Below are 15,855 nucleotides of genomic sequence, written 5' to 3' on the forward strand. Positions count from 1 at the left end.
AATGAGCCGACATAAAAGCAAGTCCATCCCAGGCCGCAACCTCAGGCTGGCCGAACAGATCCAGAAGGATCTGGCCGGCCTGATCCAGCGCGAGTTCGACGTATCTCGCGTCGGCCTGATCACGCTGTCCGGTGTCGAGCTGACGCCGGACTACGCCCATGCCAAGGTGTATTTCACCGTGCTGGGCGCCGAACCCGACGCCACCCAGGTCCTGCTCAACGAGAAGGCTGGCTGGCTGCACTCGCAGCTGTATCGCATGCTGCACATCCACACCGTGCCGACGCTGCATTTCCTGCATGACGACCAGATCGTCCGCGGCCTGGAAATGTCCCAGCTGATCGACCGTGCCATGCGCTCGGGTCCCGACAGCGGCGTGCCTGACGAGCCTGACGACAAGGCCTGAGCGGCCGTCGTTTGCATTTCCAAACTTTCCGGACAAACAAGATGGCCAGACGACGCGGGCAGATGCTCGATGGAGTGCTGTTGCTGGACAAACCCGTGGGCCTGTCCAGCAACCACGCCTTGCAGCGCGCCAAGCGTGCGCTGGATGCGGCCAAGGCCGGTCATACCGGCACGCTGGATCCCTTTGCCACGGGCTTGTTGATCTGCTGCATGGGCAAGGCGACCAAAATTGCCGGTGCCATGCTGGATGCCGACAAGACCTATGTGGCAACCCTCGCTTTTGGCGAGGAAACCGACAGTGGCGACCTGACTGGCAATATCGTCAGCCAGGCGCCCGAGTCGTTCAGCGGTGTTGAAGCGGCGGCGCTGGACGAAGTGTTGTCACGATTCCGTGGCACATTGCAGCAAATACCGCCTATGTATTCCGCCCTGAAGAAGGACGGCAAGCCGTTGTATGAGTATGCGCGTGCGGGGGTTGAAATTGAACGTCCTCCGCGCACCGTCACGATTCACCGGCTGGAGTTGCTGGAATTCGACGGTCGCAGCGCCGTCATCGAGGTGGCCTGCAGCAAGGGCACCTATATCCGCACACTGGCCCAGGATATCGGCCGGGAGTTGGGCTGCGGCGCTCACCTGACGGCATTGCGCCGGACCCAGGCGGGGCCTTTCACACTGGATCGTGCCGTGGAACTGGAAGCATTGCAGTCCATGGACGATCCCAAGCAGGCCCTGATCGGCCTGGAAGAATTACCCGCGGGCCTATCCCCCGCGTCTCGAACCTAAAGGACTTTCTATGACCCGCGCATTGCGTAATGTTGCCATCATCGCTCACGTCGATCACGGCAAGACCACGCTCGTCGATCAACTGTTGCGCCAATCGGGCACGTTCCGTGAGAACCAGCACCTCGATGAGCGTGTGATGGACTCCGGCGATATCGAAAAAGAACGTGGCATCACGATTCTGGCCAAGAACTGTGCGGTGGAGTACGAAGGGACGCATATCAACATCGTCGACACCCCGGGGCACGCGGACTTCGGTGGCGAAGTCGAACGCGTGCTGTCCATGGTCGATGGCGTGCTGCTGCTGGTGGACGCGGTCGAAGGCCCCATGCCGCAAACCCGTTTCGTGACGCGCAAGGCGCTGGAACTGGGCCTGAAGCCCATCGTGGTGGTCAACAAGATCGACCGTCCGGGCGCGCGTCCGGATTTCGCCATCAACGCAACGTTCGACCTGTTCGACAAGCTGGGCGCGACCGAAGAGCAGCTGGACTTCCCGGTGATCTACGCATCGGGCCTGTCGGGCTATGCCGGCCTGACCGAAGACGTGCGCGACGGCGACATGCGTCCGCTGTACGACGCCATCCTAAAGTACGTGCCGCAACGTAACGATGACCCCAACGGCCCGCTGCAACTGCAGATCGTGTCGCTGGACTACAGCAGCTACGTCGGCAAGATCGGCGTGGGCCGCATCAATCGCGGCCGCGTGCGTCCCGGGATGGATGTGGTTTATCGTTTCGGCCCCGACGGCGAAACGGGCAAGGGCCGTATCAACCAGGTGCTGAAGTTCCGTGGTCTGGACCGCGTGCTGGTGGATGAGGCCGAAGCTGGCGACATCGTACTGATCAACGGTATCGAAGAGCTGGGTATCGGCTGCACGGTCGTGGACCCGCTGAACCAGGAACCGCTGCCGCTGCTGCGCATCGACGAGCCGACGCTGGTCATGAACTTCATGGTCAATACCTCGCCGCTGGCAGGTCGCGAAGGCAAGTTCGTCACCAGCCGCCAGATCCGCGAGCGCCTGGACCGCGAACTGAAGTCCAACGTCGCGCTGCGCGTGCGTGATACCGACGACGATACCGTGTTCGAAGTGGCGGGCCGGGGCGAATTGCACCTGACCATTCTGCTGGAAAACATGCGCCGCGAAGGTTATGAGCTGGCGGTTTCGCGCCCGCGTGTGGTGTTCAAGGAAATCGACGGCGTGCGTCACGAGCCGTTCGAAATGCTGACGGTGGACCTGGAAGACGGCCATCAGGGCAGCGTCATGGAAGAGCTGGGCCGCCGCAAGGGTGACCTGCAGAACATGGTGCCGGACGGCCGTGGCCGTACGCGCCTGGAATACCGTATTCCGGCCCGTGGCCTGATCGGCTTCCAGAGCGAGTTTCTGACCCTGACCCGCGGCACCGGCCTGATGAGCCACATTTTCGACAGCTATGACGTCGTGCGCGAAGGTAGCGTGGGTGAGCGTCGCAATGGCGTGCTGATCAGCCAGGACGATGGCGAGGCCGTGGCCTACGCCCTCTGGAAGCTGCAGGATCGCGGTCGTATGTTCGTGAACCCGGGCGATCCCCTGTATGAAGGCATGATTATCGGTATCCATAGCCGAGAGAATGACCTGGTGGTCAACCCCGTGCGCGAAAAGAAGCTCACCAACGTGCGTGCTTCCGGTAAGGACGAACACATCGACCTGGTGCCGACGATCAAGCTGACGCTGGAATATGCAGTCGAGTTCATCGACGACGACGAGCTGGTGGAAGTGACGCCGAAGTCGATCCGTCTGCGCAAGCGTTACCTGCAAGAGCATGAGCGTCGCCGTATGGCGCGCGAAGGCGCGAATTAAGCGGCCGCGAGTTAAGCTGCCGTTACGCGCGCAGTCGCGCTGAGCTCATGCCAGGACAGTCCCGTCAGGGACGTCCGGCAGCCGTATCCGAAACCGGGCGCCCGTACAGGCGCCCGGTTTCGTTTTCTTCGCCAGTCCCTGCGGCTGGCGTGGTTTTTCCTGTCGCCGGGCACTATCCTGGGGCAAGCTGTCGGCACGGCCGGACAGCCGGTTCCAACAGGGCGCGGTCTTTTTTAGCGGGGTTACATGTTTCGATGGTTCGAGAAGAAGCTGCCGCCTTTCAGTGCGGCGGAATCCGCTGCGGCGCAGGCCAGTGGCCGGCCCTTGCCAACCGGCGTGATGTCGTTCATATGGGCTTGCACGGCAGGTGCGCGGGGCTGGCTGTTGTTGATGGTGCTGTTCACGGCGCTTTGCGGCGCCTTCGAAGCTGCACTGTATGCAATGCTCGGCAATCTGGTGGACTGGATCGCCAAGGTCCAGCCCGACCGGCTCTGGCCTGACGAGGGCGGGACACTGCTGTTGCTGGGGGCGGTGATCCTCGGCAGCATTGTGCTGATCGCCTTGCAGACGGTCATCAAGCATCAGGTGTTGGCCGGCAATTTCCCCATGATGCTGCGCTGGCGCTTCCATCGCTGGCTGCTGGACCAGAGCCTGGCATTCTTCCAGGACGAATTCGCCGGACGAGTGTCGGCCAAGGTCATGCAAACGGCGCTGGCCGTGCGGGATATCTGCATCATCATCGGCGACGTGCTGGTGTTCATGTTGATCACCGCCACGACCATGGCCTATGTGATCGGCGGCTTCGATGCGATATTGCTGTTGCCCTTCGGGCTATGGGCGCTGCTGTATCTCAGTTGCATCGTGTGGTTCGTGCCGCGGCTGGCGCGCACGGCGTCGGCGCAGGCCAGCGCCCGTTCGCTGATGACGGGCCGGATTACCGATGCCTATACCAATATTGCGACGGTCAAGCTGTTTTCCCATGCCGGTCGCGAGGCGGGATATGCGCGTTCGGCAATGACGGAGTTCCTGTCTACGGTGTACCGGCAGATGCGCCTGGTCAGCGGTTTCGAGATCGTCAATCACTCGCTGATGGTGCTGCTGATCCTGTCTACCGCCGGCATGGCGTTGTGGCTGTGGGTGCAGGGTCAGGTCGGCCCGGGGGCAGTGGCGGCGGCCACGGCGATGGCCTTGCGCCTGATCGGCCTGTCGCACTGGATTCTGTGGGAAGTGGCGGCCTTGTTCGAACACCTGGGAACGGTGCAGGATGGTCTGAATACCATTGCCAGGGAGCAAAGCATCCGCGATGCCAAAGACGCCCAGCCACTGCGCATCGCACGCGGGCACGTGCAGATCGAGTCCGTGTCCTTCGCCTATGATGCCCGGCATGATCACGAGTCTGGCAAGAAGCAGGGCGGTGAGCCCTATTCGGGCCGCCTGGTGCTGGACGATCTCAGCCTGGATATCCGGCCCGGTGAAAAAATCGGCCTGGTCGGCCGTTCCGGGGCAGGCAAGTCGACGCTGGTGAATCTGTTGCTGCGCTTTCACGATGTCAGCGCGGGCCGCATTCTGATCGACGGCCAGGATATTGCGTCCGTTACCCAGGAAAGCCTGCGGGCGCAGATCGGTATGGTGACGCAGGATACGTCCTTGCTGCATCGCAGTATCCGCGAAAACATCCTGTATGGCCGTCCGCATGCCAGCGACGAGGAAATGATGGCTGCGGCGCGCCAGGCCGAGGCCCATGATTTCATCATGACGCTGCGCGATGCGCAGGGCCGCACCGGCTACGATGTGCAAGTGGGGGAACGCGGCGTGAAGCTGTCCGGTGGGCAGCGCCAGCGTATTGCCATTGCGCGTGTCATGCTGAAGAACGCGCCGATTCTCCTGCTGGACGAAGCCACCAGCGCGCTGGATTCTGAGGTGGAGCAGGCGATCCAGTCCAGCCTGGATACCCTGATGGAAGGCAAGACGGTGATTGCAATTGCCCACCGCCTGTCGACCATCGCTGCCATGGACCGGCTGATCGTGCTGGAGCGTGGCAGGATCGTGGAAATGGGATCACATGCTGAATTGCTGGTCCAGGGCGGCATCTATGCCCGGCTGTGGAAGCACCAGAGCGGCGGCTTCCTGACCGAGGAACAGGCCGAGGTGTAATGAGGGCAGCAGGCGCCGCCACGGCAGCGGACTGCTGCCGTGGCGGCGGCAGGGCCTCTCAGGTGGGCATGGTCGGGGCGTAGTCGACGCTGGAAGGCAGGCAGTTGCAGCATTCGGTGATGTGCTTGACTACCTGTTCCGGGTCGTCGGCCAAGAACAGCAGATCGGCTTCTTCCTGGCGGATGGTGCCGGTTTCCACCATCTTGGTGCGGACCCATTCGATCATGCCGGCCCAGTATTCGCTGCCCATCAGCACGATCGGGCCCTTGGGGATCTTGTTGGTCTGGATCAGCGTCAGGGCCTCGAACAATTCGTCAAGCGTGCCAAAGCCGCCGGGCAGCGTGATATATGCGGCGCTATGCATGAAAAACGTGGCCTTGCGCGAGTTGAAATACTCGAAGGTCAGCGCGATGGTCTGGTAGCCGTTGTGATGCTGCTCATGCGGCAGCACGATGTTCAGGCCGATACTGGTGCCATTGGCTTCGATGGCGCCTTTGTTTGCGGCTTCCATGATGCCGGGGCCGCCACCGGCGATAATGGCGAAACCCGCCTTGGCCAGCCGCTGGCTGATATCTTCGGCCATGGCATAGTAGGGGGAGTCCCGGTGAATGCGGGCACTGCCAAAAATGCTGACAGCCGGCCCTACGTGGGCCAGGGCTTCAGCTGCTGTTTCTATCTCTGACATAATGCCGGGTGTTTGCCGGCCGACCGGTGTAGCCGTCTGTTTTTTTTGAGTGGTCATGAATAAAACCTTGTTGCTGGTCGATGGATCGAGCTATCTCTACCGCGCCTATCACGCCATGCCGGATCTGCGCAACGCCCAGGGCGAGCCCACAGGGGCATTGTATGGGGTGATCAATATGCTGCGGCGGTTGACTCAGGATTATCAGGCGGATTATGCGGCTTGTATATTCGATGCGAAAGGAAAAACCTTCCGCGACGACCTTTATCCCGAGTACAAGGCGCAGCGTCCTTCCATGCCGGAGGACCTCGCCGCCCAGATCGAGGCGATTCACGAAACCGTGCGGGCGCTGGGCTGGCCGGTGCTCAGCATAGGGGGCGTCGAAGCCGATGACGTGATCGGCACGCTGGCCTTGCAGGGTGAGCAGGCCGGCATGGATGTGGTGGTTTCAACTGGTGACAAAGACCTGGCGCAGTTGGTGACGCCCAAGGTCACGCTGGTCAACACCATGAGCGGCGAAGTGCTGGACCCGGAAGGCGTGAAGCAGAAGTTCGGCGTCGATCCAGACCACATCGTCGATTACCTGATGCTGATCGGCGATACCGTCGACAACGTGCCGGGCGTGACCAAGGTCGGGCCCAAGACGGCCGTGAAGTGGCTGGACGCGCATGGCGACATCGCCGGGCTGGTTGCAGCGGCGGCCACGATCAAAGGCGTGGCCGGCGAGAACCTGCGGCAGGCCATCGACCAGTTCGGCATGACCCGAGAACTGCTGACGGTGAAAACGGATTGTGCGCTGGACCCGGCCATCGCCAGCCTGGACGCGCTGAAAATGCGTGCGCCGGATACCGACAAGCTGATCTCCCTGTATGACCGCTACGGGTTCCGTACCTGGCTGCGCGACCTCAGCGGCGACCAGGCACGCATTCCGGAGGGTGATAGCCGCATTGCCGTTGAATCGGTGGCCCCGTCCGCCGTGCAGGCCGAGTACGAAACCGTGACGACGCCCGAGCAGTTGCAGGCCTGGGTGGACCGCATCAACCAGGCGGAACTGGTGGCCCTGGACACGGAAACCACCTCGCTGGATGCGATGCAGGCCCGGCTGGTTGGTCTTTCGCTGGCGGTGCGGCCGGGCCAGGCTTGCTACATTCCGGTGGCGCACCGAGGCCCTGACCAACCTGAACAATTGCCGTTGGCACAGGTGCTCGGTGCTCTGCGTCCCTGGCTGGAAGACCCGTCCAAGGCCAAGCTGCTGCACCATGCCAAGTACGATACCCATGTGCTGGCCAATGAAGGCGTCCGCTTGCTGGGCGTCAGGCACGACACCATGCTGCAGGCCTATGCGCTGGAATCACATCGCAGCGTCGGCATGAACGAGCTGGCGCAGCGCTGGCTGGGACGTTCGGGCGTGGCCTACGAAGACCTGTGCGGCAAAGGTGCCAAGCAGATCGGTTTCGACGAGGTGCCGCTGGAACAGGCCGCGCACTATGCCAGCGAAGATGCGGATTTCACTTACGCCCTGCATGAAGCGCTGTATCCGAAGGTGTGCGAGCAGAAGGGCCTGTTGGCCATCTACGAACTGGAAATGCTGGTGTTCCACGTGTTGTGGCAGGTGGAGCGCAACGGTGTGCTGATAGACGCCGCCGAACTGGGGCGCCAGAGCCACGAAATCGGCCAGCAACTGGTGACGCTCGAGCAGCGGGCCTATGAAATTGCCGGCCAGCCGTTCAACCTCAACTCACCCAAGCAACTGGGGGAAATCCTGTTTGGCCGCATGCAACTGCCCGTGGTGCGCAAGACGGCAGGCGGCGCCCCGTCGACGGACGAAGAAGTGCTGACCAAGCTGGCGCAGGACTATCCGCTGCCGCAAGTGCTGCTGGAATACCGTGGCCTGGCCAAGCTGAAATCCACCTACACCGACAAGTTGCCGCGCATGATCAACCCGGCCACCGGGCGTGTGCATACCAACTATGCCCAGGCTGCCGTCATCACAGGCAGGTTGGCCTCGTCCGACCCCAACCTGCAGAATATTCCCGTGCGTACCGAAGCCGGACGGCGGGTGCGGCGGGCGTTCATCGCGCCGGCCGGGCGCGTCATTCTGTCGGCTGACTATTCACAGATCGAATTGCGCGTCATGGCGCATATTTCTGGCGACAAGAACCTGCAGCAGGCGTTTGCCGACGGCAAGGACATTCACCGTGCCACGGCCTCGGAAGTGTTCGGGGTGCCGCTCGAAGCGGTGTCGGCCGAGCAGCGGCGCGCCGCCAAGGCGATCAATTTTGGCCTGATCTATGGCATGAGCGCCTTCGGGCTGGCGGGCAACCTGGGTATTACCCGCGACGCCGCGCAATCGTATATCGACCGCTATTTCCATCGCTATCCCGGTGTCGCCCGCTACATGGACGAAATCCGCCAGCAGGCGCGTGAACAGGGTTATGTGGAAACGGTGTTCGGCCGCCGTCTTTGGCTGCCGGAAATTCGTGGCGGCTCTGGTCCACGTCGTCAGGCTGCCGAACGGGCGGCCATCAATGCGCCCATGCAAGGCACTGCGGCAGACCTGATCAAGAAGGCGATGGTTGCGGTACAGGATTGGCTGGTTCAGGAAAAGCTCGACAGCCTGCTGATCATGCAGGTGCATGACGAACTGGTGCTGGAAGTGCCTGAGGCCGAACTGGAGCGGGTGCGCCAGCAATTGCCGGGCCTGATGTGCGATGTGGCGACGCTGGCCGTGCCGCTGGTGGCCGAAGTGGGCGCCGGGCAGGATTGGGAACACGCGCACTGAGTCTTCGTGCCTGGGGCCAGGCGTGTGTCTGGCCTTGTCGTGCCTGCTCATCGCCTGGCCGCTGCATATGAAAAAGCCGGGTCCCCAAAAAAGCGGGGAACCGGCTTTTTTGCAAGTTCTGGCGCCAGGACAGTTGCGTCAGGGTTGGTTGTTTTGTTGCAGGGCCTCGATCCGCTCGGGGATGGGCGGGTGGGTGGCGAACAGGGCAGCGATGCCCTTGCCGCCAGTGATACCCGAAGCTTCGAAGTTCTTGGGCAATTCACCAGCCTCGACGCCGCCCAGGCGGCGCAGCGCACGAATCATGGGTTCGCGTCCGCCCAGCAGGCGGGCGGAACCAGCGTCGGCACGGAATTCGCGTTGGCGCGAGAACCAGGCCACGATGATAGAGGCCAGGATGCCGAACAGGATCTCACAGACGATGGTGGTGGCGAAATAACCGATGCCGCCACCCTCTCGGTCATTCTTCAGCAACACGCGGTCCACGAAATAGGCCACGATGCGGGCGAAGAAAACCACGAAAGTATTGACCACGCCCTGAATCAGGGTCAGCGTCACCATGTCGCCATTGGCAATATGCGCGACTTCATGGGCCAGCACGGCCGCGACTTCTTCTTCCGTCATGCTTTGCAGCAGGCCGGTGGATACGGCGACCAGGGAGTCGTTGCGGAATGCGCCAGTGGCGAAGGCATTCGGTGCGCCCTCGTAGATGGCGACCTCGGGGCGGCCGATGCCGGCTCGGTCAGCCAGTTGGTGCACGGTTTCGACCAGCCATGCCTCGCGGCCGTTGGCAGGGGCCATCGGGTCGATGACGCGCGCGCCAGTGCTGAATTTGGCCATGGGCTTGCTGATCAGCAGCGAAATGATGGCGCCGGTGAAGCCGACAACCAGCGAAAAGACCAGCAGCGCGCCGAAATCCAGGCCTTGCTGAGTCATGTAGCGGTCTACGCCCAGCAAGCGCAAGGTGATGCTGAGCACGACGATGACCGCCAGGTTGGTCAGGAGGAATAGAGCGATTCGTTTCATGGCATGTTTTCTGTTTTGCTTGAGTCGGACAGGTTCCCGCGTTGGACCTGTTACGGCTGGAGGTGTTCCGTGGCGTGGCGGTAGGGCATCTGTGGCGCGATGGCAGCCATGCGCCGTTTCCTGGATCGGAGTGCTTCACGCTCGACACGGAGCAAGAGTATAGTAGGGTCGTTATGCCATTTTGCAATGGTCATATGTCGCATTTTTAGGGCCGCTGCCCCTCATTTTTCTGGATTACGCCGCAATATGCAGGCCTTGTGGATGCTGCTGGCCTCGGCCATGTTTGCCCTGATGGGGGCGTTCGTCAAACTGTCCTCGGAACATGGCGCATCACTGGCCCAGGTTGTGCTGCTGCGTGGGCTGCCCTCGGTGGTCTTTCTGTTGATCTGGGCCAACATCAATCACTACAGCATTGCTCCCAAGCGCTGGAAGCCGCATATCCTGCGCAATCTCGCCGGGGTGACCTCCATGTGGTTGGGGTTCTATGCGCTGTCGCAATTGCCATTGGCCACGGCGACCAGCCTCAGCTACACCGCACCGCTGTTCATTGCCGTATTCCTGATGGTATCGGATGGCAAGAGCCGCGACTGGATGCGGATAGTGGCAGTGCTGCTGGGCTTCGTGGGCGTCTTGGCGGTGTTGCGCCCCAGCATCGGGCCACAACAGTTGGTGGCCGCTGGCGCCGGCATGGCCTCTGGTGCACTGGCGGCCATCGCCATGTTGCAGATCCGCCAGTTGGGCCGGGAAGGGGAGGCTGAATGGCGTACTGTGCTGTTTTTTTCCTGTGCGGTGTGCCTGAGCAGCGTAGTCGGGTTCTGGATCACCGGCTGGGGTGAAACCGACTGGAAGGGCTGGTTGATGCTGCTGGGGGTCGGCAGCAGCGGACTGGTCGGGCAATTGGCCATGACGCGCGCCTTCGGCGCGGGCGCTGCATTGCTGACGGCAGCCCTGCAATACACCACGATCATTTTTTCCGCCTTGACTGGCATGGCGCTGTGGCATGACGTTCCGGATGCCATGGCCTGGGCCGGTATGCTGGGCATCATTGCCGCCGGCTTGCTGTCGGCTTGGCGCACCATGGTGGAAAGCAAGCGGGCCCTGGCCCGGGCCGATGCCGAAGCCGAGGCCTCCGCTGCCGCAGCGCTGGCGGCGGAGGTCGTGGAAACGTCCACGGTGTCGATTGCCGAGGCAGAGCCGGGCGCACCGGCGGCGCGAGTGTCCGCGCCTTAAACTGGCTTGCTGGCTGGGTGCTGGCTTGGGCCGCTGCGCCGGGCAACAGGCAGACGGATCGCCGGCCTTGCCTGGCGTCCGTCCTGTCACCGCCTGCTGTTATTCCCCGGCATGGCCCATGGCGGGATCGCTGATGGCATCCTTGCCCGTTTCCACCCGGCCGGCAAAACGTCGCGTCCAGCCTTCCAGGCCTTCCACGGTGACGCTGAAGTCATACCAGTGGCCACAGCCTGACAAGTCCCAGTGCAGTTGCGCGGGTGTGTCCCCGGCGGGAACGTCGATTTCCCGCGTGGCTTCGTCTCCGAGATAGGCATTGGCGCGCACGGTTGCGCGATACGGTTCACTGCCCCGGTTGAGCAATTCCAGGTAGACATCGCCGCTGGCGATGTCGTAGCAGACACGAATCTCCGGTGCCGCCACGCCGGGCAGCATCTGCTGGTTGGTATTGCCCTGGAAATGGCGGTGGAAGCCGTTGGGGCCCAGTACCCAGAGGTCGTAGCGGCCGTTGTCCTGGTCCACGGTATTCCAGAAACCGTTGAGCTGCCGGTTTGCGCCCACGGTATAGCGGCGCGGCACGCGATCCAGGTGCAGCTTGTCATAAACGTGGAAGACGCCGGCCTGGGTACCGGTATTGGAGAACAGCAGCCAGATGCCGCCGGCGGCAGGTTCCGTCCTGGCGCTGGTATGCATTTCATAGGGCAGCGCGCGCGATGGCCGGATGGCCAGCGCTTGCACCGGTGTCGACTGCGCGCTGACCGATGGCACGGGAACCGGCAGTTTCAGCGCCTGCGACAGGCGAATGCGGTCGGCTGCTTCTTTTTCCAGTTTCACCAGTTCCGGCAGGGGGCCGGTATTGGGGCTGCTGAAATCAAAGCAGCTGCTCAGGTCGCCCATGACGGCACGGCGCCACGGGCTGATGTTGCTTTCGGCAACGCCGAAGCGTGCTTCCAGGAAGCGCAGCACGGAAGTGTGGTCGAAGGCCTGGGAGTTTACCCAGCCACCACGGCTCCAGGGCGATACGACATACATGGGTACGCGCGGGCCCGGGCCGTAGACCTTGCCATCGGCCTTGTCGTGCGCGGAGTCGACGCGGTGGTATTCGGCGGAGGTATCTTCAGTCGAGTCGCCGGCCACGCTGCCATCCGGGTTCAATGAGGGCGCGGCGGGGGAAGGCACGTGGTCGAAGAAACCGTCGTTCTCGTCGAAGTTGATGATCAGGACGGTCTTGCTCCATACCTCAGGGTTGGCGGTCAGGGCATCCAGGACTTCAGAGATGTACCAGGCGCCCTGGATCGGGCTGGAAGGCAAGGGGTGTTCGGAATAGAACGCGGGGGCGACGATCCACGATACCTGGGGCAGCATGCCGCTGGCGATATCCTCACGCAGGGATTGCAGGAATCCGCCGTCGGGCATGGTGTTGGCCACGCCCTTGTAGAGCGGATTGCCGGCGTCGAAGGCAGGCTGCCAGGCGGGGTAGGGAAGGCCGCCGTTCAGGTTGCCATGGTCCTTGTTGGCCTGGCGGTACTGCTGGAATCCAGCCAGCGGGTTGTCGGTGAAGTTGTCCGGCAGGTTCTGGTAGAGCTTCCAGCTGACACCGGCTTCCTGCAGCCGTTCGGGATAGGTTTTCCAGGTCCAGCCGCTGCGCGGGGAGTCCAGCGAATCGAAACGGTTGCGGGTGGATGGGCCATTGCCCTGGCCGTAGGGGTCGTTGGTGCCGCTCCAGTGAAACAGGCGGTTGGTGTTGGTGCCGCCGTGGAAGGCGCAATGGTAGGCGTCGCAAATTGTGAAGGCGTCGGCCAGGGCAGCCTGGAATTCGACTTCCTGCTCCTGGTAATAGCCCATGGAACGGTCGGTTTTCTCGGCTGGCCATTGCGTCATGCGTCCGCCGTCCCAGGCCTTTTGGGCATCCGGGTAATCGTGCGGTGTGCCCAGTACGCGCTGGGCATTGCCTTTCTCGCTGTCCAGGTGATAGGGCATGACGATGCGCTTGCCGTTGGACTGTTCCCAGACGCTGCGGCCTTCGGGCAGCGGAATGGTGATGCGGTCGGCAAAGCCGCGCACGCCGGGAAGCGTGCCGAAGTAGTGGTCGAAGGAGCGGTTTTCCTGCATCAGGATGACCACGTGCTCGACGTCGCGGATGGTGCCGGTGCGGTTGTTGGCCGGAATGGCCAGCGCCTTGCGGATGGCGGGGGGAAAGGCGGCCAGGGCGGCGCTGCCGCCCGCACCATACAGCGTGTTGCGCAGGAAGCTGCGCTTGTGGCGGGAGAATGCCTGGGATGCTTCGTGTTTCATCGTTTCGTCGCAAAGGTCTGGAGTCAGGGCATATGGTCGGCGTCACGGGTGAAGCAGGCATGACGGCGAAGGCAAAAATCCTGATCGTCTAATCAAGTATTTTTCAATGTGCCAGAATAAAAAAAGCAGGCAGCCAGCCCGGCCTGAGGGGACGGGAGGCTGCCTGCAAAGCCGCCGCCGCCAGTTTGGCGGGTGCCTTTCGGGCGACGGCGGAAGGGGACGAATAAACTTTGAAGGGATGGGCTGGCGGATCAGGCGTGGCCCATGGCCGGGTCGCTGATGGCGTCGCGGCCGGTTTCGACACGGCCGGCGTAGCGGCGGCTCCAGCCGGCGGCGCCATCCACGGTGACCGTGAAGTCATACCAGTGGCCGCAGTCCGACAGGTCCCAATGCTGCTCTGCCAGGCTCAGCGCAGCGACGTCCAGCTCCCACGACGCATCGGCGAAATAGGCATTGGCCTGGATGCGTGCGCGGAAATCGGTGTTGCCGCGGTTGAGGACTTGCAGATAGACATTACCGTTGGCGATGTCGTAGCACACACGGACTTCCGGGTTGACGGCCTCAGGCAGCGCCAGTTCGTTCACATTGCCCTGGAAGTGGCGATGGAAGCCGTTGGGGCCCAGCACCCAGAGGTCGTAGGCGCCACTGTCCTGTTCCACCGTGTTCCAGAAGCCGTTGAGCTGTTTGCCCGGTTCCACGGTGTAGCGACGCGGCACGCGATCCAGGTGCAGCTTGTCATAAACGTGGAAGACGCCGGCCTGGGTGCCTGTGTTGGAGAACATCAGCCAGATGCCGCCAGCCGAGACATCGGCGCGGGCGCTGGTGTGCATTTCATAGGGCAGCGCGCGCGACGGGCGGATGGCCAGCGGTTGTACCGGTAGCGATTGGTTGTTGACGCTGGGCACGGGCACCTGGGACAGACTGCCCTGGGCGGCGCGAATTTGATCGACTGCCTGCTTTTCCAGCTTGACCAGTTCCGGTAGCGGGCCGTTGTTGGGAGTGGAGAAATCAAAGCAGCTGCTCAAGTCACCCAGCACGGCGCGACGCCACGGGCTGATATTGGTTTCCGGCACACCGAAGCGTGCTTCCAGGAAGCGCAGCACGGAAGTGTGGTCGAATGCCTGGGAGTTGACCCAGCCGCCGCGGCTCCAGGGCGACACGACATACATGGGCACGCGCGGGCCGGGGCCGTAGACCTTGCCGTCCGGGCCATCCTGGCGCGACGCGACCAGGTGGTGGTCCAGCGTGGAATCCACGGTGGTATCGCCGATCAGGTTGCCGTCGGCATCCATGGAAGGCGCCGCAGGCGGCGGCACGTGGTCGAAGAAGCCATCGTTCTCGTCGAAGTTGATGAGCAGGACGGTCTTGCTCCATACCTCGGGGTTGGCGGTCAGCGCATCCAGGACTTCGGAGATATACCACGCGCCCTGGATCGGGCTGGAAGGCCCGGGGTGTTCGGAATACGTGGCCGGCGCGACGATCCAGGATACCTGCGGCAGCGTGCCGTTGGCGACGTCGTCGCGCAGGGATTGCAGGAAGCCGCCATCGGGCATGGTGTTGGCCACACCCTTGTAGAGCGGGTTGGCCGCGTCGAAGGCGGGTTCCCAGGCGGGGTAGGGGCTGCCGTTGCTCTGGTTGCCGTGCTGCTCATTGGCACGGCGGTACTGGCGGAAACCGGCCAGCGAGTTGTCGGTGAAGTTGTCCGGCAGGTTCTGGTAGAGCTTCCAGCTGACGCCCGCTTCCTGCAGGCGCTCGGGGTAGGTGGTCCAGGTCCAGCCGCTGCTGGACGAACCCAGCGAGTCGTCCTGGTTCTGGGTCGAGGGGCCGCCGTGCGTGCCTTGCGGATCGTTGGTGCCGGTCCACAGGAACAGGCGGTTGGTGTTGGTGCCGCCGTGGGTGGAACAGTGATAGGCATCACAGATCGTGAAGGCATCGGCCAGGGCAACCTGGAACGCAACTTCCTGTTCCTTGAAGTAACCCATGGAGGTGTTGGTCTTGTGACGTGGCCATTGTTCCATGCGGCCGCTGTCCCAGGCCTTCTGGGCATCCGGGTAGTTGTGCGGCGTGCCGCTGACGCGCTGGGCGTTGCCTTGCTCGCTATTCAGGTGATAAGGCAGGACGATGCGGCTGCCATTGGACTGCTCCCAGACGCTGCGGCCTTCGGGCAGCGGAATGGTGATGCGGTCGGCAAAGCCGCGCACGCCGGGAAGCGTGCCGAAGTAGTTGTCGAAAGACCGGTTTTCCTGCATCAGGATGACGACGTATTCGACGTCATTGATGGTGCCGGTGCGGTTGTTGGCCGGAATGGCCAGCGCCTTGCGGATCGCGGGCGGGAAGGCGGCCAGGGCCGCGCTGCCGCCTGCGCCGTACAGGGCGCTGCGCAGGAAGTGCCGCTTGGGAGCGGAAGTGGGGGCGTTGTTCTTTGCCATGGTCATCGTATTCAGCTGTGGCCGCTCGCTCAGGGGGCGCAACGCAGTTCGGGGCGCGGCGTTTCCGGATCGGTGGGGTTGGTGGGCGTTTCGGGGTCGCCGCCGTTGCCATTGCCATTGCCGTTATCGTCGTCGCTGCCGCCACCGCCGCAGGCGGCCAGCAGGGTGATCAGTGCCGCGGAAGCCAGTGCCATGGGAACCCGGCGCAGCCAGGCAGGAGTGTGGGTAGAGAGGGTCATGATCT

Annotated in this window: 11 protein-coding genes; 6 read left to right on the forward strand and 5 right to left on the reverse strand. The window is 62.9% G+C overall.

Annotation, left to right across the window (positions count from 1 at the left end; genetic code table 11):
* Position 1 precedes the first annotated feature (1 nt).
* From rbfA to EV679_RS06445, 4 genes are all read left to right on the forward strand, one after another.
* The gene (gene rbfA / locus EV679_RS06430; protein ID WP_068369155.1) at positions 2-403 is read left to right on the forward strand and encodes a 30S ribosome-binding factor RbfA; all 402 of its coding nucleotides are present in this window, start codon (positions 2-4) and stop codon (positions 401-403) included.
* A gap of 41 nt (positions 404-444) precedes the next feature.
* Positions 445-1,185 carry a tRNA pseudouridine(55) synthase TruB gene (truB, locus tag EV679_RS06435; protein WP_068369151.1) on the forward strand — a complete coding sequence of 247 codons (741 nt, stop codon included), beginning with the start codon at positions 445-447 and terminating at the stop codon, positions 1,183-1,185.
* 10 nt (positions 1,186-1,195) lie between these two features.
* The gene (typA, locus tag EV679_RS06440; RefSeq protein WP_068369149.1) at positions 1,196-3,019 is read left to right on the forward strand and encodes a translational GTPase TypA; all 1,824 of its coding nucleotides are present in this window, start codon (positions 1,196-1,198) and stop codon (positions 3,017-3,019) included.
* Positions 3,020-3,265: 246 nt separating this feature from the next.
* Positions 3,266-5,173: an ABC transporter ATP-binding protein gene (locus EV679_RS06445; protein ID WP_068369146.1), complete on the forward strand. Its 1,908-nt coding sequence runs from the start codon at positions 3,266-3,268 to the stop codon at positions 5,171-5,173.
* 58 nt (positions 5,174-5,231) lie between these two features.
* Here EV679_RS06445 and EV679_RS06450 read toward each other — a convergent pair whose 3' ends face one another.
* Positions 5,232-5,915 carry an LOG family protein gene (locus EV679_RS06450; RefSeq protein WP_462805499.1) on the reverse strand — a complete coding sequence of 228 codons (684 nt, stop codon included), beginning with the start codon at positions 5,913-5,915 and terminating at the stop codon, positions 5,232-5,234.
* Between EV679_RS06450 and polA the strand changes: the two genes are divergently transcribed.
* Positions 5,914-8,637: a DNA polymerase I gene (gene polA / locus EV679_RS06455; protein ID WP_068369139.1), complete on the forward strand. Its 2,724-nt coding sequence runs from the start codon at positions 5,914-5,916 to the stop codon at positions 8,635-8,637. The genes EV679_RS06450 and polA overlap by 2 nt on opposite strands.
* Positions 8,638-8,775: 138 nt before the next feature.
* Here the strand turns inward: polA and htpX are convergent, their stop codons facing one another.
* Entirely contained in the window at positions 8,776-9,660 is an 885-nt protein-coding gene (gene htpX, locus EV679_RS06460; RefSeq protein ID WP_068369137.1) for a protease HtpX, read from the reverse strand.
* Positions 9,661-9,906: 246 nt separating this feature from the next.
* On the opposite strand from htpX, the gene EV679_RS06465 reads away from it, so the two are divergent.
* Entirely contained in the window at positions 9,907-10,890 is a 984-nt protein-coding gene (locus EV679_RS06465; RefSeq protein WP_130486797.1) for a DMT family transporter, read from the forward strand.
* Positions 10,891-10,989: 99 nt separating this feature from the next.
* Here EV679_RS06465 and EV679_RS06470 read toward each other — a convergent pair whose 3' ends face one another.
* The 3 genes from EV679_RS06470 to EV679_RS06480 form a co-directional block, all read right to left on the reverse strand.
* Entirely contained in the window at positions 10,990-13,182 is a 2,193-nt protein-coding gene (locus EV679_RS06470) for a phosphocholine-specific phospholipase C (RefSeq protein ID WP_068369131.1), read from the reverse strand.
* A gap of 251 nt (positions 13,183-13,433) precedes the next feature.
* The gene (locus EV679_RS06475; protein ID WP_068369467.1) at positions 13,434-15,611 is read right to left on the reverse strand and encodes a phosphocholine-specific phospholipase C; all 2,178 of its coding nucleotides are present in this window, start codon (positions 15,609-15,611) and stop codon (positions 13,434-13,436) included.
* 29 nt (positions 15,612-15,640) lie between these two features.
* Positions 15,641-15,850 (reverse strand): hypothetical protein, encoded by a 210-nt coding sequence (locus tag EV679_RS06480; RefSeq protein ID WP_127773496.1) that lies wholly within the window; start codon positions 15,848-15,850, stop codon positions 15,641-15,643.
* Positions 15,851-15,855 lie beyond the last annotated feature (5 nt).

It is taken from the genome of Kerstersia gyiorum (genome assembly GCF_004216755.1).
Taxonomy (GTDB): domain Bacteria; phylum Pseudomonadota; class Gammaproteobacteria; order Burkholderiales; family Burkholderiaceae_B; genus Kerstersia; species Kerstersia gyiorum.

Excerpts from the sequence above, each read along its gene's own strand:
- rbfA (WP_068369155.1), top strand. The coding sequence starts at position 2 with ATGAGCCGACATAAAAGCAAGTCCATCCCAGGCCGCAACCTCAGGCTG.
- truB (WP_068369151.1), top strand. The coding sequence starts at position 445 with ATGGCCAGACGACGCGGGCAGATGCTCGATGGAGTGCTGTTGCTGGAC.
- typA (WP_068369149.1), top strand. The coding sequence starts at position 1,196 with ATGACCCGCGCATTGCGTAATGTTGCCATCATCGCTCACGTCGATCAC.
- EV679_RS06445 (WP_068369146.1), top strand. The coding sequence starts at position 3,266 with ATGTTTCGATGGTTCGAGAAGAAGCTGCCGCCTTTCAGTGCGGCGGAA.
- polA (WP_068369139.1), top strand. The coding sequence starts at position 5,914 with ATGAATAAAACCTTGTTGCTGGTCGATGGATCGAGCTATCTCTACCGC.
- EV679_RS06450 (WP_462805499.1), bottom strand. The coding sequence starts at position 5,915 with ATGACCACTCAAAAAAAACAGACGGCTACACCGGTCGGCCGGCAAACA.
- htpX (WP_068369137.1), bottom strand. The coding sequence starts at position 9,660 with ATGAAACGAATCGCTCTATTCCTCCTGACCAACCTGGCGGTCATCGTC.
- EV679_RS06465 (WP_130486797.1), top strand. The coding sequence starts at position 9,907 with ATGCAGGCCTTGTGGATGCTGCTGGCCTCGGCCATGTTTGCCCTGATG.
- EV679_RS06470 (WP_068369131.1), bottom strand. The coding sequence starts at position 13,182 with ATGAAACACGAAGCATCCCAGGCATTCTCCCGCCACAAGCGCAGCTTC.
- EV679_RS06475 (WP_068369467.1), bottom strand. The coding sequence starts at position 15,611 with ATGGCAAAGAACAACGCCCCCACTTCCGCTCCCAAGCGGCACTTCCTG.
- EV679_RS06480 (WP_127773496.1), bottom strand. The coding sequence starts at position 15,850 with ATGACCCTCTCTACCCACACTCCTGCCTGGCTGCGCCGGGTTCCCATG.